A 23,793-nucleotide genomic window follows, 5' to 3' on the forward strand; every position below is an offset into this window, starting at 1 on the left:
CCTGATTAGGTCTTTAAAGATCGCGTGTTAGCGAACGAAGTATTCCGTCCGCGCGTGTAGTCTGATGACCAATACTTGGGGGGCGCAGATACACTAATTGAAGCGAAAATAACAGGCTATGGCCGTCAGCTCCCTTCCCTACCCCTACCCTCGATAAATCTTCCTAATCGCTTCCCGGCCACTCAAGATGTCGGCTTAACTCCAACCTAGAAGCCGGTTTGCTAGCCCCACTTTACATCTCTTCCGTCTAATGGCAGGCGTACATATGCGACATCTTGTCTACGGGGCGCGCCAAATTGCTGATAGTTCGCTTGGGCTTGTGTGAGGCTGAGGTTGCCATTGGGCCGCCTAGTACGTCATCAGCATCATCATCTTGGCCATCATCCTCCCAGAAACAAACGGCGCAAATCTCAAATGCCCTCGCTCGGAAAGCGTCCTGAGCCACAGCAGGGGAAGCGAGGTGGCGGGTCTTTGATCAGCATGACTTAGCAACCAAATGAAATGGATCTCTGAATTGGGTGGAAATGCTTCTTGCAGCGCAGATGCCACGCGACGCTCGGATCAAGACTATCTTTCATAGGCGATACAGACTGCCAGCGCCGTCCGCGGGCGTCCCGTCAATGCAGTCAGCCATCGGCAACCCCTGCGACCATCCCGCCGCCATGGCCTGCGCATCGCGTAATGGATCGGACGCCTTGGCGCGCTCATTGCGAAGACGGCAGGTTTCGGGGTCTTGGGCGAAAAGGCCGCGCGCGAACAATCTGCCCTGCTCTGCCAGCTTTGTGGTCTTGGGTCCACGGATTGCGGCAAAACGCGGCAATGCTTGATCCAGCGCGCCGTCTGCCTCTTCGAGGCACCGCGCCAGATGCCAGGCGTCTTCCAACGCCTGACAGGCGCCCTGGCCCGAGGTCGGCAGTGGCGCGTGCGCCGCATCGCCGACGAGCAACACATTTTCTCGGCTCCAGGTGTGTAGCGGCTCCACGTCGTGCACGGCGATCCGTTGGATGGAGTGCGCCGGCGTGGCTTCGATGAGGCGGGCGACCGGCTCCGGCCAGCCTGCAAACAGATCCATCACCTCCTTGCGCATCTCCGCTGCGGGCGTCGCCTCGGGCAATGGCCGCGCTTGCGCGGCGGCCCAGTACACCAGATCCGTCCGAATCGGCACGCAACCGAAACGATCGCCAGCCCCCCAGTAGTCATGAATCGCCATGTCGCTCAGCAACGGGCCATTGCCCTGGGCAACGCCGATCCAGTTCACGAACCCTTGGTAGATGGGCGTGTTGTCACCTGCGACGAACTTGCGCGCCACCGAGCCCATGCGGCCATCTGCCCCAATGAGCAGATCCGGACGGATGCTCTTCCCGTTCTCGAACCGTGCCACGGCCTTGCCGCCGGCATCCAGATCAATCGCTATCGCCCGATGCCCGAACTCCACCTGGATACCAGCGCGTGCCACGTGGTCCAGCAGTACCGCCTGCAAGTCGCGGCGCAGGATCGTATGGGTCGGGTAGCCCATGAGTTGGTCCAGCAGCGTGATGTCCAGGCCTCCCAGCGCGTTACCCGCTGCGTCTTTGCGGTGTACCGACACTGGCCGACCGCCCACCGCCTCGACATCCTCTAACAACCCGACTTCCTGCAGCACAAAGCCAGCGTTGGGCCAAAGCGTCACGCCAGCGCCCATGGTGGCCGGCCCGTTCCGACGTTCATAGACGCGCAGGGTGTGCCCTTGCCTATGCAACGCGAGGGCCACGCTCAAGCCTGCAATGCCGCCCCCCAGTATTCCGATTTCCATGCCGATGCATCCCGATTCGATTGGTCCAGGCGTGCCGTTGCAGGGCAGCCGTTGGACGGGAGTGCATCTTGGACCTCGCCACTTCTGCCAACTAGCATGCGAAAATGGCGGGGTTTCATACCCTAGTTGGGATAATGGTGCGCAGCGACCTCGACCTCAATGCAGTCCGCGTCTATGTGGCCGTCGTCGACGTGCAGAGCTTTTCCGGGGCTGGGCGCCTGCTGGCCTTGCCGTCGTCCAACGTCAGCCGTCACGTCGCGGCACTGGAGCGCAGGCTGGGCGTTCGCTTGCTGGAACGCAGCACGCGCCATCTGCGCATGACGGAAGCCGGAAAGCTGGTGTACGCGCGTGCCAAGCCGCTCCTCGACGCTTTGCTTTCCACGGAGGAGGAACTCGGCGCAGTACAAGGCGAACTGAAGGGGCCCCTCAGGATGTGCATGCCCAACGAAGCGCCCAGGTTGCTCGCGCCGATCCTCGCGGAATTCTGCAGTCTCCATCCGGGCATCGAGTTGGAATGCGACACCCGCCTGACCGGCCTGGAGGTGTTGCGCGAGGACATGGATCTCTCCATCGTCTTCCACCGGGGGCGTCAGGACGACAGCGCGTTCATCACCCGCGAACTGGCGACCTTGCCCAGCATCGTGGTCGCGTCCCCCGTGCTCCTGGCCCAAACCGGAATGCCGCGCCATGTGCGCGAACTCAAGTCCCTGCCGTGCATTACCACCGTGAGCGCACTCAAGGGGCAGCCCTGGCAGTTTCTCGATCCTGCGGGCGAGATCGTGAAGGTGCCCGTGCGCAGCCGCTATCGCGTCAACAGCGGGGAACTTGCGGTGGTGGGTGCGCGCCAGGGCCTTGGCTTCGCGATCGTTGCAGCCCACCCATGCCAGGACGATCTTGCCGCGGGCCGCTTGCAAGAAGTGCCGCTGGATCTACGCCCTGCCCCGCTGCAATTGCTTGGTGCCTACAGTCACCGTCATTCGGTCACTGCGCGGGTTCGGGCGTTGCTGGAGTTCATCCAGTTGCGGTTGCAGGGGGTTGGTGGGCCATCCCATGTGACCGCCAAATCAACAACGCGGCGTGGGAGACACGCCTAGTCACGGCTGCGCCAGCTGCTGTCTGGCCAGTTCCTGCTGTTCGCAGCCATTGGCTTTCACAGTACGAAAGCAACCATGCTCAGCGACAGGATTCCGGCAACTTCTCCAGCAACCCCGCCACCACCGGCGTCAGCCGGTTCGCGACCTCCGGCGGAATCGCCTCACCCGCCCCCTGCCCGGCTGCGCTGCGGGCCTGCTCGCAGGCCTTGACGATCCGCGGGCGCATGCCGGACCAGAGCGCCTTGCACTGCCAGCCGTCCCGGCCCAGCGGCAGCACCGCGTAGGCGATCGACTGGCATTCCTGCGCGGCACGGGCGCCCAGCGGTTGGCCGGCGTATTCGTGCGGCACGGTGTCCAGCGTCGGTTGGTAGTAGCTGTCGGGGAACGTTGCTGCGTAGCGTTCCGGGTCCAACTGCAGCGGCAAGCCGGTTGCTGTCAGGTCGAGCGCGCGGCCGCATGGCGCCGCGGCGGCGATGCGCTGGATCGCCTGGTAGATCGGCTGATCCAGGTCGGGTTCGCGTGCGGTCACGTCGGACGTCGCGGCCAGCACCGGCAGGCGTGCGCGGTTGGCCATCTTCGCCAGTTCACCAGAATGAGCCGGTGCGCAGCGTTCGCGGACGCTGGCCGCGATCAGGAACGTGGCGTCGCGCGCGAATGCCCGATCGCTGTGCAGCAATGCGGTGATGCGCTTGTCGGCCGCATCTTCGGACAATGGGGCGACATGAAATGCGGGCACAGTTGGCGGGTGGATCGCCGTGGTCGCAGCAGCACGCGGCGTCGGTGCCACTTGCCCGTGCGTGCGCAATGCCAACAGCACGCCGCCGGCAACGACGACCGCACAGGCGGCGATCGCGATCGCCAAACGCATCGGCGATTTCAGGCGCACGAACCGCGCCCTCAGCCCTGCATCGGGGTGAGCGTGGCGTCCTCTGCCTCGTAGGTGGCGTTGGCGATATCGGCCTTGAAGTCGGCCAGATGCAGACGCCCCTGCAGGTGGAACGGGTCCCACAGCTCGGGTACGTCGATCGGCTTGCGCAGCACCACGTGCAGGATCTGGTTCGGTGGCGGTGGTGGCACGTGGATGCAGGCGCCATAGAACGGTACGAACAGCAGTTCGCTGACCTTGCCCTGGTCGTCGCTTTCCAGCGGTACCACGTAGCCGTCCAGGGCGAAGCGCTTGCCTTCCAGGCCCTTCACCACTTGCGACGAACCGAACTGGGCGGCGCGCTGGGTGCCGGAATGGTCGATCGGCATGCCATTGACCACGGACGGGCCATCGTCGACGGGCGCCGGCTGATCCATCACCGCGGCGTCGCCGCGCCAGGCCGTGCCGATCCGCGGCGGCGGGCGCTGGTAGATGTCGTTGGCCGGTGCCAGTTGTTCCCAGCTTTCGACGACGTCCGTGGCAGCGTCGGCTGCTGCGGTCGTGTGCTTTGCTGCCGGTGATGGTGTCGGCGTGGTGTCCGGCTGCTTCCCGCCATCACCGTGGCAGCCCGCCAGCAGGCACAGCACTCCAGCCAGCAGGAGATGGCGATCAGCCTTTTTCATAAGGATGCAGGTGGGCCTGCTCCATCGTGTAGGCGGTGCCAGCGAGTTCGCCGTGCAGGGTTTCCGCGCGCAGTTGGCCGCTCAGGTAGAACGGGCTGTACATGTCAGGCGGGTCGATCGGGGTGTCCAGGCGCACATGCACGATCTGGTTCGGCGGCGGGGGCGGCACATGGATGCAGGCGCCGTAGTACGGCACGAACAGGAACTCGCGCACACGGCCGGCGTCGTCGCTGTCCAGCGGCACCACGTAGCCCGGCAGGCGCACCTTGCGCGCCAGCACGGCGGCCACGGTGTTGTAGGTGCCGGTCTGCGGCATCGCACGCTTGCCGGTGTGGTCGACCGCTGGTTCCTCGCTGTTTTCCAGCGCCTTCAGTTCGGCGGGCGGCAGCATCGCGCTCCAGTCCAGTTCGCGATAGCCGTCGGCATCCGGCTCGCCCAGCGGTGGGTTGATCGCCGTCTCGACGATCGGTGCCGGCTGCGCCGCCGCTCTCTGCTGCGGCTGTTTTGGGGCGGCGAGTTGCTGCCGGCCGCAACCGCACAACACGGCGAGCGCCAGCAATGAAAGGATCCAGCGCGTCATACTCACAACTCCGGCGACAGGCCATCGGCCAGGGTGCGGCGATAGGCCAGCAGGGCCGGCACGATGCCGGCGAGCACGCCGGCCAGCAGCACGCAGCCGAGCCAGCCCCATTCCGTCGCGCTGGGCGCGATGCGGTTGATCGCCAGGCCGAAATGATCGAGCACCCAGCCGCGCGCCAGCCAGCTGGCCGCGGTCACCAGCAGCAGCGCCAGTGCGCACGACACCACGGTGACCAGGCCGGCCTCGAACAGCAGCAGCCAAGCGATGTCGCGCGGCCGTGCGCCGACCGCGCGCAGGATCGCCATCTCGCGCCGGCGCTCCTGCAGCGTGGCCACCAACAGCGCGACCATCGACACCAGGCCGAGCAGCACCACCAGCGAGGCAATCATGCGCAGCGCGCCTTCGGCGGTGCCCAACGTGCCCCAGAGCTGCTGCAGGGTGACGCCCGGCATGATCGCCAGCATCGCTTCCTCCGGGTACTCGTTGATCCGCCGCTGCACCGAGAAGGTGGCGATGCGGGTCTTCAGGCCGAGCATGAAGGCGGTGATGGTGTCCGGGGTCAGGTCCATCCCCCGCGCCTGCGCGGCGCTGACGTGCTGGCCCGGCAGACGCACGCCGGAGTGCCAGTCGATATGGATCGCCTCGATCGCCTGCAGCGACACCAGCAAGCTGGAATCCACCGGCGTGCCGGTGCGGCGCAGGATCCCGACGATCCGGAATGGCTTGTCGGCATGGGTGGCCAGGCTGATCCGCCCGGTGCCATGGGTCAGCACGATCTCGTCGCCGAGGTGGCGGCCGAGCGCCGCGGCGACGTCGGCGCCGATCACCGCATCGTAGAGGTCGTCGAACGCCCTGCCCTGCGCGAACGCAAGCGGATGCTTGGCACCGTAGTGATAGTGCTCGAAGAAGCCGGTGCTGGTGCCGACCACGCGGTAGCCGCGATAGGAATCGCCCAGCGACAGCGGCACCGCCCACTTCACCTCGGGCATCGCGCTCAGGTCCTGGTAGCTCTTCCAGGAGACGTTGTTGGTGGCGTCGCCGATGTGGAACACCGAATACAGCAGCAGGTTCACCGGGCCCGAACGCGCGCCGACGATCAGGTCGGTGCCCGACACGGTGCTGGCGAAGCCTTCGTGCGCTTGCGTGCGGATCCGCTCGACGCCCAGCAGCAGCGTCACGCTCAGGGTGATCACCAACACGGTCAATGCCACGCCCAGGCGCCGGCTGCGCAGGCTGGCCAGGGCTAGCTTGAACAGGGTCATCGTGCACCTCCGGCGCTGGCGCGGTTGAGCGTGGCTAAGTCGGCCTGGGCGTCGAACAGCGGTGCGATCGATGGATCGTGGCTGACCACGATCGAACTGGTGCCGCCCTGCCGGCACTCGGCGAACAGCAATTGCAGGAAGGCCTGCGCCGCGACCGGGTCGAGCGCGGAGGTGGGTTCGTCGGCGAGCAGCAAGGGCGGCCGTGCGATCAACGCGCGCGCCGCGGCCACGCGTTGCTGCTGGCCGACGCTGAGGCGCGCGGCCGGGCGCGACCACAGCGCCGCCACGTCCAGGCCCAGCGCGACCATCAGCCGCTCGATCTCGGCGTCCAGCGCCTGCGTGCCCGCCGCCAATCGACCGCGGCGCGCGGAGAACTGCAGGCCCAGCGCGATGTTGTCGCGGGTGCTCAGGAATGGCAGCAGGTTGAACTGCTGGAACACCACGCCGCAGTGGTCGGCGCGGAAGCGGTCGCGTGCGGCCTTGCGCAAGGCCGCCAGGTCCTGCCCGGCCACGCGCACGCAGCCGGCCGTGGGCTGCAGCACGCCGGCGATCAAGGCCAGCAAGGTGCTCTTGCCCGATCCGCTGGCGCCGCGCAGCAGCAACTGCTGCCCGCGCGGCAGCGCGAACCCCGCGATGTCCAGGACCGGCGCAGTGGCGCCGGGATAGCCGAAGCGGACCTCGCTCAGTTCGACCACATACGGCTGGCTCATTGCGGCAGCGTCACCCGGGCCTGCCCGACCACCACCTCGGTGCGGCCCTGGCCGGCGGCGGTGGCGACGTCCACTACCGCTGTGTGCAGCCCCGGGAAACGCTGCGGCAGCAACACCTGCAGGTGATCGAGCCGCGCCGGCCGCGCGCAGTCGAAGGCGTAGTGGGCGTGGAATTCGGCATGGCTGTGGCCGGGTTCGTCCGGATCGGCCATCGCCACGTCGTAGCCCTCGGTGGTGACCTGCGCACTGCGCAGCGAACAGGCCGCCGCGACCGGGAACTGCAACCAGCCGGCAGCGCGCAAGGTGGCGACCGCAGCTTGCAGCCGCTGACGCTCGTTGGCGTCGCGTGCGGGATGTTCGAAGTCGAGGATGCCGATGCCGGGCGCACTGAGTTGCACGTCCACGGCGGTGCCGTCGACGGCGACCTCCAGGTTGGCCTGGCCGTGCACGTGCGGGCCATGGTGGCGGATCGCAGCGGCAGCTGGCGAACTGGCGGAGAGGAGCAACAGGATCAGGGGAATGCCAGGTCGCATATGCAGCGCATCGGTTGAGTTACACTATAACATTAGTGAGCAATCGAACGTCGGCGCAAGCCTGTTGCTACCGTCAGTCAGCCGCGGTTCGCATCCGGCCATCGCCGCCTCGCTTCGGAGGCCGGGCCTGCGATGCACGGCGCCGAACTTCAAGGAACCTCCATGTCGTCTTCCATCGTTCCCGACAGCTACACCGCCTGGCGCCACTGCATCGAGGTCGACTGCGGCCTGCGACTGGAGCCTGCCTACATCGCGCAACGCATTGCCGCCCTCAACGACCCCAGCGACCACCACACTCAGCAGTTCGTGCGCTGCTGGGGCGAGCTGCATCGCCAGCAGGTGCTGCAGTGGTTCGCGCAGGCACAGGCCGCATCCGCCGACGGTCGCGCATGAACCCTCTCGCGCGGCAGGACGCAGTCGCTGGTGCCGCTGGACGGCGATGCATTCCTTCTGCGAACGCCGCACGGCCGGACGTGCTGAACGCGGCTCGGCGCGGCATGACGATGCCCTGATCCCAATGAGGGCAGTGATTCGTCAAGCGATCGAGGTCGGCGGCGGCCGGCGCACGCATCGGCTGCGCGCTCTACTCTGATGCGCTGGCGCCCCTGGACGGGAACGCCAACTTCGCCGGATTCATCTCACTGACACGTGCGCTGCAAAGCAGGCTGCCAAGCTACGACGGCTGCCGGTAGCATGCTCGCGCATCGCCGCCCGGCATTCATTTCCCACGCTCCTGCAAGGACACCCAACGTGCCTCTCGCTTCCATCGCCAGCGCGCATCCCGCGCGCCGCTTCCTGTCCGCCGCCCTGGCCTGCCTGCTGCTGTCGGCAGCCACCGGCGCCGAGGCCCGGCCGCAGCCTTTGCAGTTCCAGATCGTCGAGAGCGTGCCCGACGCCAGCGTTTACGGCGAACCCGGCGTGCCACGCACCCAGCAGACCTGGCTGGCGATGATCGACGGCGCCACGCAGCGCATCGACATCGCCGCGTTCTACATCTCCGAGAAGCCCGGCACAGGATTGACCCCAGTGCTGGACGCGCTGGCCGCCCGCGCCCGCGCCGGCGTGGCGGTGCACCTGCTGGTCGACCATACCTTCCTGGCCAAGAACCCGGACAGCGTCGCCTGGCTGGGCAAGGTGCCGGGCATCACCGTGCGTGTGCTGCCGGTCGACACGCTGACCGGCGGCGTGCTGCACGCCAAGTACATGATCGTCGACGATGCCAGCGTGTTCGTCGGCAGCCAGAACTGGGACTGGCGGGCGCTGGAGCAGATCCACGAGATCGGCGCGCGCATCGACGACGCGCGCTTCGCCAAGACCTTCGCCGCCAGTTTCGACTACAGCTGGCGCCTGGCCGACGAAGGCAATCTGGCCAAGGCGCAGGCGCGCGGTGTGCAGCCGCCGGACTTCGCACCGGTCACCGCCACCGATCCTGTGCTGCTGGATGCCGGCAGCGACGCGCCGCTGGTCGCCTTCCCCGCGTTCAGCCCGCCGGCGCTGCAGCCGGCCTGGGTCAGCGCCGAGGAGCCGGCGCTGGTCGAGATGATCCGCGCCAGCCAGCATGCGCTGCGCATCCAGGTGATGACGCTCTCGGCGATCCGCAGCTTCGGGCCCAAGGGCTGGTGGGCGCCGGTCGACGGCGCCATCCGCGACGCCGCCGCACGCGGCGTGCAGGTGCACATCATCGTCGCCGACTGGGCGCTGCGCGAGCCGATGCAGGCGTACCTGAAGAGCCTGGCCGCGCTGCCGAACATCACCGTGAAGTTCAGCCGCCTGCCGCCGGCGCCGCAGGGCTTCATTGCGTATGCGCGGGTCGAGCATGCCAAGTACGCGGTGGCCGACGACCGCAGCAGCGTCATCGGCACCGGCAACTGGGAGTGGAGCTACTTCAACACGGCGGTGGACGCCTCGGTATTCGTCAAGGGCAAGGGCCCGGCCGAGACGTTGACGCGCATCTTCGACCGCGATTGGAACGGCCCCTACGTCACCACGCTGCAGCCTGGGCAGAACTACGAGGCGCCGCGTACCGAGTAGTCGCTGAGTCGTCCTGCGGCGTGTGCATCCATGGGCGGGCCGGCGCGTGTCAAAGCATGCGCTCGGCCCGAAGACACAGCGCCGCGTCCATGCGCTGCGTTGATCTGTCGCATGCTGTTGCAACGCTCTTGCGCCGCATTCCTACGAAGTCTTAACCAGGGCTCCCTATCCTAGCCCCGCGCTGGAAGGCGCCCGCTGCGCCATGCATTGCCGCATGCGCTGCGACGCATGCCTCCAACTGCGTACGGACACCCACACACAAGGAGACGCCATGAAGAAGCTGCACGCACTCGTGTTCGCAGGAAGCTTGCTGGGCCTCGCCTCGCCGGCCTTCGCCGAGGTCGCCAATCTCACCAACAGCGCCGACGGTGCCAACCGCGACGCCGGCATCGCCGCGGTCAAGAAGAAGTTGCAGGACGCCTGCACCGAACGCAAGGGCAAGCCGGACCCCAACTCGTTCGAGGTGGTGTTCGAGAAGACCAGCCAGAATCCGGACGTGCCCAAGCCGTACTACGTGGATGGAAAGATGAAGTGCGATCTTCCGCAGGGTTGAGCGCGGTTCGTCGTGCCTTCGCTTGACAACAAAACCCCGCTTGCGGGGTTTTGTTTTTCTGTGGCCAGCAAGCCCGCGATTGACTGTCGCGAAGAGATGGAACGTTGTCGCGGACTGAAGGGAGGATGGCGCCGTGGACGAACGCGATCTTGACGGAGTGCGGTCAGCTCAGGAAGCCCGGTCTGCCAGCAGCAACGGAGCGAACGTGGCGCGTTGCACCATCACGCATTGGTCGGCGATGGCGGACAGGCCAAGCCGATGCGAAACCGCCACCAGCGCCGTCTGCGGCAGGCGGCGCCGCAGCATGCTCAGAACCTGCTGTTCGGCGACGGCATCGAGAGCGCTGGTGGCTTCGTCGAGCAAGGCCACGCGCGGTCGGCGCAGCAGCACCTGGGCCAGCAACAGCCGCTGCAGTTCGCCGCCGGACAGGCGCGCGCCAGCGCCATGCACGGCGGTGTCCAGGCCGGTGCCACCCTGCAGGCGCGCAGCCAGGCCGACGTCGCGCAGGGCCTCCCACATCGCCGCCTCGCTCGCGCTCTGCGCGGCCCAGGCCAGGCAGTGCCGCACGGTGTGCTGCCAGGGCCGCACGCCCTGGGCGACATAGGCCAAGGGCTGCAGCGCCGCACGATAGCTGGCGAAGTCGAGCACGCGGCCGTCGCAGTGCGCGGCGAACTGCGGGGGGGCGACCATGCCGGCCAGTCCGTCCATCAGGCTGCTCTTGCCGACGCCGGACGGGCCGCTGATCAGGGTCAGTGTGCCTGGTGCCAGCACCAGGTCGGTCAAAGCCACCGCGGCCAGCGGCGGCGCCAGACCGATGCGTTCGATCTGGATCGGTGACGGCGATGTCGCCACGGTCGCTGCAGGGGGCGTTGCCGCTCCCGTACGCTGCAACGCCGGGAACGGCGTGCCGAGCGCAACGTAGCGTTGCCACAGTTCCAACGCCGGGGCGGCCGAGCGCAGTTGCTGCACGCTCTGTCGGGTCGAGACCAGGTACGGCAGCAGCCGCCCCAGCAGTAGGCCGACGGTGATCAGCGCGCCGCGGTCGATGCCATGCCACACCCCGGCCAGCAGCATGATCGCCGCGATGGCGGCCACCGCCGCCAGTTCCAGCACCAAGCGACCGGAGGCCACCAGCGCCTGCTGCCGCGCATAGCCATGCGCCAGCCGGCCGGCGATCGCCTCGTAGGCTTCCTGCTCCCGCGCCTCGCGTGCGAACGAGCGCACGTGGCGCAGGCGCCGCGGGAAGTCCTCGCTGAGCCAGAACAGCCGGGTCATGTCGGCGACGTACTCGCGGCTGACCCGGGCCTGTTCGTGGCCGGCGATGCGGAAGGCGAGCACGCCCAGCGCCAGCAGCGGCGGCAGCGCCAGCACCAGCATGGGCGAGACCAGGAACGCGGCGGCCAGGCTCACCGCCGCGGTGATCGCCGCGACCAGCAACTGCAACAGGGCGCTGAAGCCCTGCACCACGATCTCGACGTTGTAGGTGAGCAGGTTGGCGACTTCCGCCGAACTGGCATCGGCCAGCGCCGGCAGCGGCGCCTGCAGCAGGCGCGCATGCACCTGCCGGCGCAGGTCCAGCGCGTGACGGCTGGCCAGGTCCGCGGCCAGGCGCGTGCCCCACCAGCGCAGCAGGGCGAAGCCGCTGCTGGCGGCGACGAACAGCAGGGTCTGCGCGAGAAAGCCGGTCGGCAACGGCAAGGCGTGGCCGGCCAGGGTCAGCACATGCCCGGGTTGTACCAACGGCACCAGCGCGACCGCGGCGAGCGCGCCGGCAAGCGCGCCGAGCAGCGACAGCAGCACGTACCAGGCGATGCGTAGGCGCTCGCCACGGCCGAGCACGGCGATGAAGGCACGCAACAAATGCGAGGCCGGATCCGGGCGCGCGCTCATCGGCACGCGCCAGCGGTGCACATCGCCGCCTTCGTCGCGCGACGCGGATCGTCAGGCCAGCAGCGTCTGCAGCGCATCGACCGAGGCCTCCGGATGTGGGCCGCGCTGCAGTTCATACACGCCCAGCCGCTGCAACTGGCGGGCGAACAAGGGCCAGTGCGGCTGGCCCGCGGCGTAGGGCTGGTCCGCAGCCAGGCGTGCCGCCACGTCGGCGTCTGGCAGCTGCTGCAGCAGCCGCTGCGGATCGGCTGCGATGGTGGCCGAAACGAAGACGGCCGCGACCAGCCGCAACGGCGCCGGTGCCAGGCGCGCCTCGCCCTGGCGGATGTCCACCTCGTGCTTGAGGGCTCCGCTGCGGCGGCGAATCATCGGCGCCGCGGCGATCCAGGCGCGGGTCTGCGGGTCGAGCAGGCGCAGCAGTTCCGGCCGTAGATGCAGGAAATTGCCGATGCCGGTGGCGAGCAGATGTTGCGGGGCGACGAACAGGGCGTCTTCGGCGAGGAACTCCAGCCCGCGCAGCAGGCTGTGCAGGGCCAGGGTGGATTTGCCGGCGCCGCTGCCGCCGAGCAGCAGCACGCCACGGCCGTCGCGGCCGACGCAGGCGCCGTGCAGCGGTACCAACTGCATGCCACGCGCGGCGAGCACGAACACGGCGAATTCGATCAGTTCGTAACGCACGTGGTAGGCGTGGGCGAGCATGTCCTCGGACACCACCAGCAGCGCCCTGCCCTGCTCGGGCACCAGCACCACGTAGTTGTGCGCATCGATCACCCCACTCAGGACGCCGGCGCCGGAATGGGTCTGCACCGGCGGCGGCTCCATCGCCAGCGCGTACGGTGCCTCGCCGCGGTCCACCAGGGTCAGCTCGATACGGAACGCCGCGCTCTCCGGCAGGCGGTGCGCCGGCACCGCGCCGAAGGCGGCCTCCACCAGCGCCAGCAGGGCCGGGCTGTTGCTCTCGAAGTGGAAGCGGCCGCCGAGCAGTTGCTTGCTGAGCGTGTGCGGGCGGCGCAGCTGGGTGTGGAACGGATCGCACGCGCCTTCAGCGGCGCCGACAGGTGCGGCGTGGTCGCTTGGTCCCACATCCAGAACACGCACGGTCGATCGCTGCATCGAAGAAGAGTCGCTTGAATGGATGCAGCGTGGGTGCGCCTGCCGTGGCCAAAGGTTGCGCGGGCGAACGCCGGTCTTTCGCGCAACCAAACAGCACAGCCCCGGCACCTACCGCCACGGCCACCTGCGCGCGGCCATCGCTGCATGCGCCCTCCCCCCGCGGCGCCGAACGAGACCTTTCGCCGATGCTCAAGATCCAGGTCAGCCACGCTTACTTCCTGCGCTACGACCCCAAGCAGTGGGAGCGTGGCAAGCCGTATCCGCCGCTGGCCACGCTGCAGGTGGCGGCGCTGCTGCGCCAGCACGGCCACGCGGTGACGCTGTTCGACGCGATGCTGGCCGAGGGCGTGGAGGACTACGACCAGGCCGTCCGCACGCAGCGGCCGGACCTGGTGGTGTTCTACGAGGACAACTTCAACTTCCTCACCAAGATGTGCCTGAGCCGGATGCGCGAGGCCGCGTGCCGGATGATCGCCGAAGCGCGCGCCAGCGGCAGCCGGGTGATCGTCGCCGGCTCCGATGCCTCGGACCATCCGGAGGCGTTTCTTGCGGCCGGTGCCGACGCGGTGCTGATCGGCGAAGGCATTGCGGCGCTGCTGGACCTGGTGGCGCGGCTGCAGGCGGAACCGGACATCGCGCCGGCGCGCTGGGTGGCCGGCATCGCCGAGGTGGCCAGCGCCGTGGCGCCGCAACTCCGGCGCGCGCAGATCGGCGCGCGGCCGCCGGATCCGCGGCTGTCGGTCACCGCCGCCTGGGACCTGCTCGACATCGCGCGCTATCGTGTGTTCTGGCAGCAGCGGCACGGCCATTTCAGCCTGAACATGGCCGCCTCGCGCGGCTGCCCGTTCCGCTGCAACTGGTGCGCCAAGCCGATCTGGGGCAATCACTACAAGCGCCGCGAGGCGCAGGACGTGGCCGCGGAGATGATCCAGCTCAAGCGCAGCTTCGCGCCCGACCATGTGTGGATGGCCGACGACATCTTCGGCTTCCACGTCGACTGGGTGGAGGACTTCGCCGATGCGTTGAGCGCCGCCGATGGTGCGGTGCCTTTCACGATCCAGACCCGCGCCGACCTGTGCAGCGAGCGCATGGCCGCGGCCCTGGCACGGGCCGGCTGCCGCGAGGCCTGGATCGGCGCGGAGAGCGGCAGCCAGCGCATCCTCGACAAGATGATCAAGGGCACCGATGTGGAGGGCGTGATTGCCGCGCGCCAGCGGCTGGGCGCGCAGGGCATCCGCGTCGGCTTCTTCCTGCAGTTGGGCTACCTGGACGAGCAACTGGACGACATCCTCGCCACGCGTCGGCTGGTGGCGCAGGCGCGCCCGGACGACATCGGCGTCAGCGTGTCCTATCCCCTGCCCGGCACCGTGTTCTACCAGCAGGTGAAGGACCAGCTCGGGCGCAAGACGCACTGGCAGGACAGCGACGACCTGGCGATGATGTTCCGCGGCGCCTACGACTCGGCGTTCTACCGCCAGGTGCGCGACCTGCTGCACCGGCAGGTGGACCTGCAATGTCGCGAGGATGCGTGTCCGGCACCGGTGCACGCGCAGGACCGGGCGATGCTGGAAGCGGACTGGGATGCGCTGATCGCGCGCGAGGCGCAGCATCGGACCGAAGCACCGCCCGCGCCGGCAGCCAAGGCAGTCGCCGGCGCCGGCAGCCGGCGCATCCCGTTGGTGCAACGCGCATGAACGACCTGGCGACGCCTGCGTCTCCAGCCGTGGCGGCGGATCTGCCGGCAACGGTAGCCACGCCGGCGCACCTGCCGCTGCGGCGCATGGGTCGTGGCCTGCGCCGGGCGACCGAGACCCTGGCGCACGAGTTGGCGCGCCCGGGCGCGCCGATGCCGGACTGGCGTGGCCTGCATTGGCAACTGGCGGCGGCAGCGGCGGTCGCGCACGGCGTGGCGCCACTGTTGAGCCAGCGCACGCAGTGGCCGGACCGGGCCTGGCGCGCGTTCCTCGAAGGACAGCGCGAGCACGTGGCGCAGCGCTACCAGCGCATCGCCGCCCTGCTGCAGCGGATCGACGCCCTGGCGCAGACGGCCGGCCTGGCGATCGTGCCGCTGAAGGGGGCGGCGCTGCATGCGCTGGGCTTGTATCGGCCCGGCGATCGGCCGATGGCGGACATCGACCTGCTGGTGCGCCCCGAGGACGCCGAGCGCGCTGCGACGCTGCTGGGCGCGCTGGGCTATGTGGCCGAGTTCGCGCAGTGGAAGCACCAGACCTTCCGACCGGCACAGGCAAAGGCGGTTGGCGGCCTGGGCGAGCACCGCGACACGCCGATCAACATCGAACTGCATGTGCGCATCCAGGAGCGGCTGCCATTGCGCACTGTCGATCTCGGCACCGCGATCCTGCCGCGCGACGGCAAGCCCGGCTTGAACCCCTACCCGAGCAACGGCGTGCTGATGCGCCACCTGCTGCTGCACGCTGCCGGCGGACTGTGCAGCCGCAGCCTGCGGCTGATGCACCTGCACGACCTTGCCCTGCTGGCGCCGCACATGCGCGCCAGCGACTGGCAGGTACTGATCGGCGCCGATGCCTGGTGGGCGTGGCCACCGCTGCGGTTGATGCTGCGCTACTACCGCACTGCGATTCCATCGGCGGTCCTGCAGCAACTGCGTGCGCAGTGCCCGCCGCTGCTGCGGCTGCATGCGCGTGGGCTGGACCTGACCGCAGCATCGTGCTCGCAACTGTGGCTGCCGGCGCTGCCGGGCATCGAATGGGCGCGTTCGGGCGGCGAGGTGCTGGACTATCTGCGCCAGCGCCTGCAGCCCTCGGCGGAAAGCCGGCATGAACGGGCCGAGATGATCCGTACCCAGCTGTGGCTGCAGGGCCAGGACTGGGTGCGCCTGCCGCAGCGGCGCCGTGTGCTGCAGCGGCTGCTGCATCCGGTACCGCGAATGGACACGCTGTATGCGGTGCGGACGGCGCTGCAGGGTTACGCGGCTTCGTCGGACTGACGCACGCTGTCACTGGACAGCGCCGTGAACTGCCGTTGTAGGAGCGGCTTCAGCCGCGACACGCGTCAGCTCGAATGGCTGTCGCGGCTGAAGCCGCTCCTACAAGACGAGCCGATACAACGCGATTGTCGCGAAAGCGCGTTGTCCCAATGCCACACTGCGCGTCAGCCATCCTGAGCCACGCGCCGGCCGTCGGCGCTGCGCGGAGCACACAGGCGCTGGTACAACGCAGTGAAGCCACGCACGCTGCAGTCTGCGTCTTCCCGCACGGCGCGGCATTGCGCCGCCCAGGCCAGCCGCAGGCGCAGTTCGTCGTCGCTGAGCACCTGGCGCAGCGCATCGGCCAGCCCGGCCCAGTCGCCCACCGGCACCGCCAGCGCCGCCGACGGCGCCCACTCCTGCAGATGCCCGACCGCGGTGCCTACCGTCGGTACCCCGGCCACCGCTGCTTCCAGCAAGACCAGCGGCCCGGCTTCGTGCAGCGACGACAGCACCAGCAGATCCGCCGCATCCACCAGCGGCCGCAGGTCGCGCTGAGTCTTGAAGCCGAGGAAACGCACCCGCTCGCTCAGCCCCAGCGTGGCCACCAAACGCTGCATCGCGCCGTCGAGGGTGTCCACCCCGACCAGGTCGATGTGGAAGTCGACCCCGGCGCGGGCCAGCGCCGCGAGGGCGCGCAGCAGGGTCGTCTGGTCCTTGACCGGATTGAGGCTGGCCACGTGCAGCAGCCGCGCCGGCCCGTCGCCGCGCGCACGCGGCGGGCGTGGCGGCCAGGCGCGCAGGTCCACGCCCAGCGGCACGCGTTCGGCGGCGATGCCCAACGCCCGCAGGCTGTCGAGGATGGGCGCGCTGGCGGCGGTCACCGCGCTCGCCAGGCGCAACACCAGCGCCTCGCGCAGTCGTCCCTGCCATTTGCGCCGGCCGCCGTAATCGATCGCGTGCAGGGCGACCAGTTCGCCGCCGGCGATGTGCACCAGGCTCGGGCGCCGCAGCCAGCGCGCCGCGACCACCGCGATCAGGCTGCAGTGGCCGGAGAACAGCGACTGCACCAGGTCGAACGGCGCGCGGTGGTGTTCGGCGCGGATCGCGGCGATCGCGCGCCAGCGCGTGCGCACCGCGCCGATGTTGTGAATACGCGCCCCCAGAAGATCCCATTGCGCCGGCAACGGCTCCTGGTGCAGCACGAACACATGCAGCTCGTGCGCGCGCGCCAGCCGCTCGATCAGGCTCAGGAAGGCCGGGATCACCCGGTACTCGCCGCTGCGGTCGACGCCGCCCGGCACCACCAGCGCCAGCTTCATGCCGCGCTCCGCGGCGCGGCGTCGAGCAGCTGCGCATAGGCACGCGCCCAACGCCGGCCGACCGCCGCGAACGACAGCTGCGCATCGAAATGCGCCCGCACCAACGCCCGCGATGGCCCATCGCGCGACGCCTGCACCAGCGCGGCCGCCAGGCGGTCTGCGTCGCCGCACGGCCACAGTGCGCCGACCCGGCCGCCATCGCTGAGCGCGCGGAACGCCGGGATGTCGGTCAGCACCGGCACCGCGCCGCAGGCATAGGCCTCCAGCGCGGCGTAGCCGCAGCTCTCGGCCAGGCTGGCGGAGACGAACAGGTCGGCTGCACGCATCAGGGTCTGGATCTGCGCGTGCTCCACCCGGCCCAGCAGGTGCACGCGGCCGATGAGCCGCGGATCGGCCTGGATGCGCTGTTGCACGGCCGACAGCAGCGGCGCATCGCCGAACGCGCAGAACAACTGCAGCCCTGGCAACGTCGCGCTGGCGATGGCCACGCCATCGAGCACGGTGAGCGGATCCTTGCCCTCGCTCAGATGGCCGACCCACAGCACGCAGGGCGCGCCGTGCAGTCCGCTGTCGCGGCGCGCCTGAGTGCGCTCGCCGGGGCTGAAGCGGCAACTGGATTCGGGAATGGCGAACAGCCGCGTGGACCCGGCGAACAGCCCTGCGCCGACGAAGCCACGCGCAAGGTCCAGCGAGGTGAAGGCGATGCCGGAGGCGGCCGCGTACCAGCGCCGCCACTGCGGTCGCCGCCACCAGCGCGGCAGGCGGTTGGCGTGGTCCTGCAGCAGGATCGGCCGCGACGGTCGCCAGCGCGCCAGCATCGCCGCCTCGCGCGCGAACTGCAGGCCGTGCACGTGCACCACGTCGGCGTCGAGCTCGGCCAGCAACGCGGCGATGCGGCGCAGATGGCGCTGGCGTCCGGCCTCGGCACGGCGCAGGAAGTGATAGTCGACGCCGTTGCGCCGCAGTTGCACGTCCACCGCGGCGGCCTGGATCACCGAGACGCGGGTGCCGGCGCTGGCCACCGCCTCGGCGATGTCGGCCAGCGATGGCCACAGCGCGAACGCCTGCTCCGGCGTCACTCCATCCGGCAGCGGCACGAAGTTGAGCTGCACGGCGTGCACGGCGCGGGCGACGTTGGTCGCCATGCTCAGATCCCGGACACCTGCGGCCGGTGCAGGCGCACCAGCCGGTTGGCCAGGTTCAGCTCCCACGGCCGGTCGTAGCGCCGGTAGCGGTAGCGCCAGGCGGCCAGCATGCTGAGCCCGCGTTTGGCCCAGCCCGGCGAGCGCTGGTCCTGCGCGGTGGGATAGCGGCAGCCGAGCACCGTGACGAAATCGCGGATGCGCTGGCGCAGCGCATCGCTGAGCCAGGGCGCATCGGCGTGGCAGGCGTAGTCCACCCACTGCGGCTGCGCCCACTCTTCCGGCGTGCGCGGAAACTGCACCGGCATGCCGTCGCGGTCGAGCAAGGGCATGCCGGCGCGGCGGCCGCGGTCCTTCTCGTGGCGGCTGCTCTCCGGCAGCGGGGTGTACACGTAGACGATGATTTCCGACTGCGGGTTGATCCGCTTCAGCTCGCGGATGAACTCGAAGGTCTGCTCGGTCTCGCGCTCGCTGTCCTGCGGTGGCGCGACCATGAACGACAGCTCCGGGATCACCCCGTTGCGCCGGCACAGTTCGGCCACTTCCAGGGTCTGGTCCGGCCGGGTGCCCTTGCGGATCTCCTTGAGCATCGCCCCGCTCGGCGACTCGGCGCCGATGTAGGCCATGCGCAGGCGGCTCTTGCGCACCAGCTTCCAGGTGCTCTCGGACAGGTTGAGCAGCGCGTCGGCGCGGGCGTAGCACCACCACGGCAGTTCCAGCTTCGCCATCACCTCCAGCAGCGGGATCATGTCGGCTTCGCGGTCGAAGAAGTTGTGGTCGAAGAACTGGATCGAATCGGCGCCCAGGCCGTACTTGAGATATCCCAGCTCGCGCTCCAGGCGCGCCGCGGTGGGCAAGGCGGTGGCGCCGCCGAACATCGCCGCCACCCCGCAGAACGTGCAGCGGAAGCGGCAACCCAGCGCGGCCTGGTGCGAGGCGGTGCGCTGGCCGAGGAAGGTGCGACCGAGATAGCGGCGCGGTTCGCCCAGCTTTTCGTAGGGGAGCGACGGCAGCGCATCGCCACGCTGGAATGCGCGATTGCGGTTGTGCACCACCACCCCGTCCTGCTTCCAGGACAGCCCGTCGACCTGCGCCAGCGTCGGCCCTTCGCCGCGCAACGCGGCCAGCAGTTCCGGTAGGGTGTCCTCGCCCTGCGCGCGGATCGCATAGTCCACGTATGGGGCGGCCAGCGTGGTGTCCGGGTACAGCGTGGGGAAATAGCCGCCCCAGACGATCGGCAGCGCAGGGAAGCGCCCGCGGATGGCCTGCGACAGCGCGATCGACGGCGCCAGTTGCGGCCCGCCCATCACGCTGATGCCGACCGCATCGTAGTGCCGCTCCTGCAGTGCCCGCAGGCTGCGGTCGATGAAGTCGCGGTCGACGTTGCCGTCGATGATGCGGCTGTCGCCATGGCGATCCAGCGCCGCCGCCAGGTTCAGCAACGACAGCGGAAAGCGGGCGCTGGACGGCTTGGTGATGGTGGGATTGACCAGCAGCGTGTTGGGTGTGGAGGACATCGCGGGCGAACGCAGGACAAGGGTCACGGCAGGCGCCGCAGGCGCAGCACCAGGGCCACCGGCACCTGCAATGCAACGGGATCGAAATGGGCGCCGGCGGGAATGTCCGCTGGCTCGAGCAGCGGTTCGCTGACCGCGTCGATGGCCAACCCGAGCGCGGCGCAGGCGGCGTGCCAGTGGCTGTACAGGTGCTGGGTGTGGCGCACCGCGTAGCGCTGGCCGCCGGCCTTGAAATCGCGACGCCAGCCCAGCGCCGGGCCAATCGGATGCACGTCGCTGCACAGCACCCAGCCGCCGGGCCGGGTGACGCGACGCAATTCCGCCAGGGCCGGCCCGAGCTGCGGCAGATGCCCCAGCGCCAGCGCGCACAGGCTCAGGTCGACGCTGGCGTCGGCCAGCGGCAAGGCCTCCAGGCTGCCCTCGCGTAGCGTGCAGCGGCCGTCCTCGACATCGGCCAGTTCCTGCGCGGCACGCGCCAGCATCTGCGGCGACAGGTCCACGCCGGTGACGTGCCCGGCGCCACGCTGCAGCGCATGCAGCAGGTAGCGGCCGCTGCCGCAGCCGGCATCGAGCACGCGCTGCCCGCGCAACGACGGCGGCAACAAGGCCAGCATGGCGCGCTGTTCGGCCTGCATCACCGGGTTGTGCGCGTGCGCCGGGTAGCTGTCCGCCCACAGCGCGTAGGCGGCGAGCGGATCGAGGGTCGGGACGGCGCTCATGCGGGGCATTCCTGCGACAGGTGTGTCGTGTGTGAACGCGGTGGCGCACCGTGAAGTTCCAGGCCGGGCTCGAGCGCGAGCAGCGCCGGGTCGGCCAGCTCCGCGGCTAGCAGCTTGGTGACGCCGTCCAGCGTCACCTGCACCGTGTCCACGCCGGACGCGACGAACCATGGGGCGAAATCGGGATCGGCGATGCGCGGCAGCCCATCGCGCACCACCGCGCGCAATGCGCTGCGCGGCAGCCCGATCAGGCTCTGCGCCGGCGCCCCACCACGGTCGGCGACGATCAGCAGATCGGCGTGTGCACCCGGCGCCAGATGCCCGCGATCCGGCAAGCGCAGGATGTCGGCCGCGGCGGTCGTGGCCAGGCGCAGCGCCTGGGTCGCGTCCAGGCCATGGGCAGCGGCCAGGCGCAGGTCGTCGAGCAGGTCGCGGCCGCCGCTGACCCGCGCATCGCTGCCCAGCGCCAGGCGTCCGGCCGCATTCAGGCGCTGCGGGTCCAGGGTGCGTCCGAGTAAAGTCAGGTTGCTGCTCGGGCACCACACCACCGCCGCGCCGCAGGCGAGCACGCGGGCGACGTCGTTCGCACCCAGGCCCACACCATGGATCAGCACCGTGTTGTCGGCCAGATAGCCGCGCCGCTCCAGTTCGGCCAGTTCGCCGGCGGCCACCGCGTCGGTGCCTTCGGCCAGGTGGATCATCCACGGCCAGCCGGCGGCGACTGCCGCGGCGAAGCTCTGCGCCAGCGGCGGCCCATAATCCGGACCGTGCAAGGTATAGCTCCAGCCGAACTCGCGCAGCAGCGCGACCGGGAAGTCGGCTGCGTCCAGCGCCGCATGCCAGGGATCGTGATGGGCCACGCACGTCACCCCGGCCAGCAGGTTCTTCAACCCGCCATGGCGCAGCCGCAGCGACTTGGGCAACGCCAGCGCCGCGGCCACCGCCGGCGTGCGGAAATGCGCGGCGAAGGCGTCGATCCAGGCATAGCTGTTGGCGAACGGCGCAGCCTGCGGCAACGGCGGCACCGCATTGACGTGCAGATGCTCGTGGGCGTTGATCAAGCCGGGCAGCACCAACTGCCCGTGCAGGTCGATGCGCAGCGCGGCCGGCGTGGCCGCCGTGGCGATGCGACCAGCGTGCAGCGCCAGCGGCGCGTGCACGGCGCCGCTGGCGTGCGCGACGCGCGCACCGTCCAGGCAGACGTCGACGGGGGCAGCAGGCGCGGCCATGCTCAGCGCTTGCGCAGCACGATCAGGAAGTGATCGCCCATGTCGCGCAGCAGCGGCCAGCTGCCGATGCGGTCGTCGAGGCGGCCGAGCGCCTCGCCCAGGCGCGGGTGGCGCTGGTAGTGGTCGACCAGGTACGGCGGCGGCAGGCACAGGCTGAGCGCGCGGTACGATTCAAGGTCGAAATGCGGCGCGAACGCGCGGTAGAACTCGCGTGGGAAGTAGTACCAGGTCCAGATCGTGTGCCCGTTCATGCCCACCGCGGTGGCGCCACGCGCGGCGCGGACCGCGGCGCGGCGCAGGCGGCCGCGCAGCAGGTAGTGGCCCAACTCCCACGGGCACAGGCGGCCGATCACCGAGAACACCAGGCGGCCGTCGCGGCGCAGCAGCCGTGCGCAATGGCTGGCGACCTGCGGCAGGTCCGGCGCGCAGTTGAGCGGGCCGAAGTTGGAATACATGCCGTCGAACTCGCCATCGAGCAGGTCCAGCTGCTGAATGCCGACGTGCGCCACGCTGAGGCGGCCGTCCAGACTGGGATCCTGGGCGCGGGCACGGGTACGCTCGACCATCTGCGGCGACCAGTCGGTGGCCAGCACGCGGTAGCCGCGCTGGGCGAAGGCATGTGCGTCCAGGCCGGTGCCGCAGCCCAGGTCGACCAGGCGCGAACCGACCGGCAACTGCGTCGCCACCGTGTCCCACAGTGTGGTGCGCATGCGCTGGATCAGGGCGTTGTTGCCGCGCGGGCCGTCGTAATCGGCGGCCACGCTGTCGAAGGCGCGCTGCGTGTCCAGCAACCGCACCGGATCGAGAGTCGTCGTGTGCGCCGCGGCGCCCGCCTTGCCATTCGCTGTCACCTGCACCTCTCCACTGCCCTGCCCGTGTCGGAATCCGCGCGCATCGAGCACGCGGGACTGCAGGTAGGTGCGGCGGCAGCGGCGTTTGGTTGAATCGGCGAGTTGCCTTCAGGCGATGGCGTGCGCCCGTACCGGCCGCGCCTGGCGCCGACGCAGCGCGTTGCGCGCCACCGCCGCCAGCACGCCGCCACCAAGCCCGGCCAGCAGCGCCGCCGCCAGCACCAGCACCGGGTTGGGGAACGCCGCGCGTGGGGGCACGTAGGTGTCCCAGGGCGCCGAGGTGTCGTAGGTGTAGCGCGCATCGAGCCGGCCGAGCAGGTCCTCGCGCTCGGCCTTGAGGCCGCGCAGCGTGGTGGTCTTCTCCGACAGCAGCATGTTGCCGAGCAATTGCTGCTCGACGCTGCCGCGGCCTTCGCGCTGCTGCTGCAGCAGGCGCTCGCGCTCGGCCTGGGTGGCGGCAATGTCCGCGGCCAACTCCTGCAGTCGCGCACTGGCCTGCTGCAATGGCCCGACCTGGATGCGCCGGTGCAGCGCCTGCAGTTGCGCGATGGTGGCCGTGGCCAATTGCCGCGCCTGCTGCGGCGATTGCGCGCGCAGGGTCAGCTGGATCAGGTTGGCGTACGGGTCCGGATCCAGCTTCAGGCTGTCGCGGTACAGCGCGGCCTGGCGGCTGTCCGAGTCCACGTCGACGCTGTGCAGCACCTGCTCCTGGAATTGCCGGGTCTTGATCCGGTCGATGACCCGCTGGAACGGCTCCAGCTTGGGGTCACGCCCGGCCGGGGTCGGGCCGAACTCGCCGACCTGCACCCAGGCGGTGGCCTGCCACTGGCGGGTTGCACCGTGCAGGAACAGCGCCGCCAGCGCCAATGCCAGCAGCAGCGGCAGCAGGCACCAGCGCCATTCGCGCCGCAGGATCCGCCACAGGTCGATCAGGTAGATTTCGTCTTGGGGCATGGCGGT

At 69.5% G+C, this 23,793-nt stretch carries 22 protein-coding genes and 1 pseudogene; 6 read left to right on the top strand and 17 right to left on the bottom strand.

Features of this window, described 5'->3' with window-relative positions; genetic code table 11:
- Positions 1-221: 221 nt before the first annotated feature.
- Together AC1PK7_RS10705 and AC1PK7_RS10710 are read right to left on the bottom strand one after the other, a co-directional pair.
- Positions 222-445, bottom strand: a pseudogene (locus tag AC1PK7_RS10705) (CPCC family cysteine-rich protein).
- A 129-nt stretch (positions 446-574) separates the two neighbouring features.
- The gene (locus tag AC1PK7_RS10710; protein ID WP_481100770.1) at positions 575-1,792 is read right to left on the bottom strand and encodes an FAD-dependent monooxygenase; all 1,218 of its coding nucleotides are present in this window, start codon (positions 1,790-1,792) and stop codon (positions 575-577) included.
- 134 nt (positions 1,793-1,926) lie between these two features.
- Between AC1PK7_RS10710 and AC1PK7_RS10715 the strand changes: the two genes are divergently transcribed.
- The gene (locus AC1PK7_RS10715; RefSeq protein ID WP_481100771.1) at positions 1,927-2,886 is read left to right on the top strand and encodes a LysR substrate-binding domain-containing protein; all 960 of its coding nucleotides are present in this window, start codon (positions 1,927-1,929) and stop codon (positions 2,884-2,886) included.
- 79 nt (positions 2,887-2,965) lie between these two features.
- Here the strand turns inward: AC1PK7_RS10715 and AC1PK7_RS10720 are convergent, their stop codons facing one another.
- From AC1PK7_RS10720 to AC1PK7_RS10745, 6 genes are read right to left on the bottom strand one after another with little or no spacing between them, the layout of a single operon-like run.
- On the bottom strand, positions 2,966-3,754 hold the full coding sequence (locus tag AC1PK7_RS10720) for a hypothetical protein (protein WP_481100772.1): 789 nt from the start codon (positions 3,752-3,754) through the stop codon (positions 2,966-2,968).
- A 29-nt stretch (positions 3,755-3,783) separates the two neighbouring features.
- Positions 3,784-4,434 (bottom strand): DUF3299 domain-containing protein, encoded by a 651-nt coding sequence (locus tag AC1PK7_RS10725; RefSeq protein WP_481100773.1) that lies wholly within the window; start codon positions 4,432-4,434, stop codon positions 3,784-3,786.
- Positions 4,421-5,014 (bottom strand): DUF3299 domain-containing protein, encoded by a 594-nt coding sequence (locus AC1PK7_RS10730; protein ID WP_481100774.1) that lies wholly within the window; start codon positions 5,012-5,014, stop codon positions 4,421-4,423. The genes AC1PK7_RS10725 and AC1PK7_RS10730 overlap by 14 nt, the downstream gene beginning before the upstream one ends.
- A gap of 2 nt (positions 5,015-5,016) precedes the next feature.
- Positions 5,017-6,270 (bottom strand): ABC transporter permease, encoded by a 1,254-nt coding sequence (locus AC1PK7_RS10735; RefSeq protein WP_481100881.1) that lies wholly within the window; start codon positions 6,268-6,270, stop codon positions 5,017-5,019.
- A 2-nt stretch (positions 6,271-6,272) separates the two neighbouring features.
- A complete protein-coding gene (locus tag AC1PK7_RS10740; RefSeq protein WP_481100775.1) occupies positions 6,273-6,986 on the bottom strand; it encodes an ATP-binding cassette domain-containing protein in 714 nt (237 codons plus the stop codon).
- Complete coding sequence (locus AC1PK7_RS10745) at positions 6,983-7,492, bottom strand: ZrgA family zinc uptake protein (protein ID WP_481100776.1); 510 nt, start codon at positions 7,490-7,492, stop codon at positions 6,983-6,985. Before AC1PK7_RS10745 ends, AC1PK7_RS10740 begins: the two co-directional genes overlap by 4 nt.
- A 189-nt stretch (positions 7,493-7,681) precedes the next feature.
- On the opposite strand from AC1PK7_RS10745, the gene AC1PK7_RS10750 reads away from it, so the two are divergent.
- The 3 genes from AC1PK7_RS10750 (at position 7,682) to AC1PK7_RS10760 (ending at position 10,103) form a co-directional block, all read left to right on the top strand.
- Positions 7,682-7,912 carry a hypothetical protein gene (locus AC1PK7_RS10750; protein ID WP_010340374.1) on the top strand — a complete coding sequence of 77 codons (231 nt, stop codon included), beginning with the start codon at positions 7,682-7,684 and terminating at the stop codon, positions 7,910-7,912.
- Positions 7,913-8,269: 357 nt separating this feature from the next.
- Positions 8,270-9,550: a phospholipase D-like domain-containing protein gene (locus AC1PK7_RS10755; protein WP_481100777.1), complete on the top strand. Its 1,281-nt coding sequence runs from the start codon at positions 8,270-8,272 to the stop codon at positions 9,548-9,550.
- 271 nt (positions 9,551-9,821) lie between these two features.
- Positions 9,822-10,103, top strand: coding sequence for a hypothetical protein (locus AC1PK7_RS10760; protein ID WP_209029302.1), 282 nt, complete (start codon positions 9,822-9,824; stop codon positions 10,101-10,103).
- 168 nt (positions 10,104-10,271) lie between these two features.
- On the opposite strand, the gene AC1PK7_RS10765 is transcribed toward AC1PK7_RS10760, so the two are convergent.
- Both AC1PK7_RS10765 and AC1PK7_RS10770 read right to left on the bottom strand, forming a co-directional pair.
- A complete protein-coding gene (locus AC1PK7_RS10765) occupies positions 10,272-11,993 on the bottom strand; it encodes an ATP-binding cassette domain-containing protein (RefSeq protein ID WP_481100778.1) in 1,722 nt (573 codons plus the stop codon).
- A gap of 51 nt (positions 11,994-12,044) precedes the next feature.
- A complete protein-coding gene (locus AC1PK7_RS10770; protein ID WP_481100779.1) occupies positions 12,045-13,106 on the bottom strand; it encodes a serine kinase in 1,062 nt (353 codons plus the stop codon).
- Between the two features lie 185 nt (positions 13,107-13,291).
- On the opposite strand from AC1PK7_RS10770, the gene AC1PK7_RS10775 reads away from it, so the two are divergent.
- Positions 13,292-14,800 (top strand): B12-binding domain-containing radical SAM protein, encoded by a 1,509-nt coding sequence (locus tag AC1PK7_RS10775; RefSeq protein WP_481100780.1) that lies wholly within the window; start codon positions 13,292-13,294, stop codon positions 14,798-14,800.
- On the top strand, positions 14,797-16,074 hold the full coding sequence (locus AC1PK7_RS10780) for a nucleotidyltransferase family protein (protein ID WP_481100781.1): 1,278 nt from the start codon (positions 14,797-14,799) through the stop codon (positions 16,072-16,074). Before AC1PK7_RS10775 ends, AC1PK7_RS10780 begins: the two co-directional genes overlap by 4 nt.
- A gap of 164 nt (positions 16,075-16,238) precedes the next feature.
- Here AC1PK7_RS10780 and AC1PK7_RS10785 read toward each other — a convergent pair whose 3' ends face one another.
- From AC1PK7_RS10785 to AC1PK7_RS10815, 7 genes are all read right to left on the bottom strand, one after another.
- Complete coding sequence (locus AC1PK7_RS10785; RefSeq protein WP_481100782.1) at positions 16,239-17,375, bottom strand: glycosyltransferase family 4 protein; 1,137 nt, start codon at positions 17,373-17,375, stop codon at positions 16,239-16,241.
- The gene (locus tag AC1PK7_RS10790; RefSeq protein ID WP_481100783.1) at positions 17,372-18,520 is read right to left on the bottom strand and encodes a glycosyltransferase family 4 protein; all 1,149 of its coding nucleotides are present in this window, start codon (positions 18,518-18,520) and stop codon (positions 17,372-17,374) included. Before AC1PK7_RS10790 ends, AC1PK7_RS10785 begins: the two co-directional genes overlap by 4 nt.
- A 2-nt stretch (positions 18,521-18,522) precedes the next feature.
- Positions 18,523-20,034: a B12-binding domain-containing radical SAM protein gene (locus AC1PK7_RS10795; protein WP_481100882.1), complete on the bottom strand. Its 1,512-nt coding sequence runs from the start codon at positions 20,032-20,034 to the stop codon at positions 18,523-18,525.
- A 23-nt stretch (positions 20,035-20,057) separates the two neighbouring features.
- A complete protein-coding gene (locus AC1PK7_RS10800; RefSeq protein WP_481100784.1) occupies positions 20,058-20,753 on the bottom strand; it encodes a class I SAM-dependent methyltransferase in 696 nt (231 codons plus the stop codon).
- Complete coding sequence (locus tag AC1PK7_RS10805; protein ID WP_481100785.1) at positions 20,750-21,982, bottom strand: amidohydrolase family protein; 1,233 nt, start codon at positions 21,980-21,982, stop codon at positions 20,750-20,752. The genes AC1PK7_RS10800 and AC1PK7_RS10805 overlap by 4 nt, the downstream gene beginning before the upstream one ends.
- Positions 21,983-21,984: 2 nt before the next feature.
- On the bottom strand, positions 21,985-22,833 hold the full coding sequence (locus AC1PK7_RS10810; protein WP_481100786.1) for a class I SAM-dependent methyltransferase: 849 nt from the start codon (positions 22,831-22,833) through the stop codon (positions 21,985-21,987).
- A gap of 108 nt (positions 22,834-22,941) precedes the next feature.
- Positions 22,942-23,787 (bottom strand): Wzz/FepE/Etk N-terminal domain-containing protein, encoded by an 846-nt coding sequence (locus AC1PK7_RS10815; protein ID WP_481100787.1) that lies wholly within the window; start codon positions 23,785-23,787, stop codon positions 22,942-22,944.
- Positions 23,788-23,793 lie beyond the last annotated feature (6 nt).

This window comes from Xanthomonas sp. NCPPB 3174, assembly GCF_056725205.1.

Bases quoted from the DNA above. Each gene is read 5' to 3' on its own strand.
- AC1PK7_RS10710 (WP_481100770.1), bottom strand. From the start codon at position 1,792: ATGGAAATCGGAATACTGGGGGGCGGCATTGCAGGCTTGAGCGTGGCC.
- AC1PK7_RS10715 (WP_481100771.1), top strand. From the start codon at position 1,927: ATGGTGCGCAGCGACCTCGACCTCAATGCAGTCCGCGTCTATGTGGCC.
- AC1PK7_RS10720 (WP_481100772.1), bottom strand. From the start codon at position 3,754: ATGCGTTTGGCGATCGCGATCGCCGCCTGTGCGGTCGTCGTTGCCGGC.
- AC1PK7_RS10725 (WP_481100773.1), bottom strand. From the start codon at position 4,434: ATGAAAAAGGCTGATCGCCATCTCCTGCTGGCTGGAGTGCTGTGCCTG.
- AC1PK7_RS10730 (WP_481100774.1), bottom strand. From the start codon at position 5,014: ATGACGCGCTGGATCCTTTCATTGCTGGCGCTCGCCGTGTTGTGCGGT.
- AC1PK7_RS10740 (WP_481100775.1), bottom strand. From the start codon at position 6,986: ATGAGCCAGCCGTATGTGGTCGAACTGAGCGAGGTCCGCTTCGGCTAT.
- AC1PK7_RS10750 (WP_010340374.1), top strand. From the start codon at position 7,682: ATGTCGTCTTCCATCGTTCCCGACAGCTACACCGCCTGGCGCCACTGC.
- AC1PK7_RS10760 (WP_209029302.1), top strand. From the start codon at position 9,822: ATGAAGAAGCTGCACGCACTCGTGTTCGCAGGAAGCTTGCTGGGCCTC.
- AC1PK7_RS10765 (WP_481100778.1), bottom strand. From the start codon at position 11,993: ATGAGCGCGCGCCCGGATCCGGCCTCGCATTTGTTGCGTGCCTTCATC.
- AC1PK7_RS10770 (WP_481100779.1), bottom strand. From the start codon at position 13,106: ATGCAGCGATCGACCGTGCGTGTTCTGGATGTGGGACCAAGCGACCAC.
- AC1PK7_RS10775 (WP_481100780.1), top strand. From the start codon at position 13,292: ATGCTCAAGATCCAGGTCAGCCACGCTTACTTCCTGCGCTACGACCCC.
- AC1PK7_RS10780 (WP_481100781.1), top strand. From the start codon at position 14,797: ATGAACGACCTGGCGACGCCTGCGTCTCCAGCCGTGGCGGCGGATCTG.
- AC1PK7_RS10785 (WP_481100782.1), bottom strand. From the start codon at position 17,375: ATGAAGCTGGCGCTGGTGGTGCCGGGCGGCGTCGACCGCAGCGGCGAG.
- AC1PK7_RS10790 (WP_481100783.1), bottom strand. From the start codon at position 18,520: ATGGCGACCAACGTCGCCCGCGCCGTGCACGCCGTGCAGCTCAACTTC.
- AC1PK7_RS10795 (WP_481100882.1), bottom strand. From the start codon at position 20,034: ATGTCCTCCACACCCAACACGCTGCTGGTCAATCCCACCATCACCAAG.
- AC1PK7_RS10800 (WP_481100784.1), bottom strand. From the start codon at position 20,753: ATGAGCGCCGTCCCGACCCTCGATCCGCTCGCCGCCTACGCGCTGTGG.
- AC1PK7_RS10805 (WP_481100785.1), bottom strand. From the start codon at position 21,982: ATGGCCGCGCCTGCTGCCCCCGTCGACGTCTGCCTGGACGGTGCGCGC.
- AC1PK7_RS10815 (WP_481100787.1), bottom strand. From the start codon at position 23,787: ATGCCCCAAGACGAAATCTACCTGATCGACCTGTGGCGGATCCTGCGG.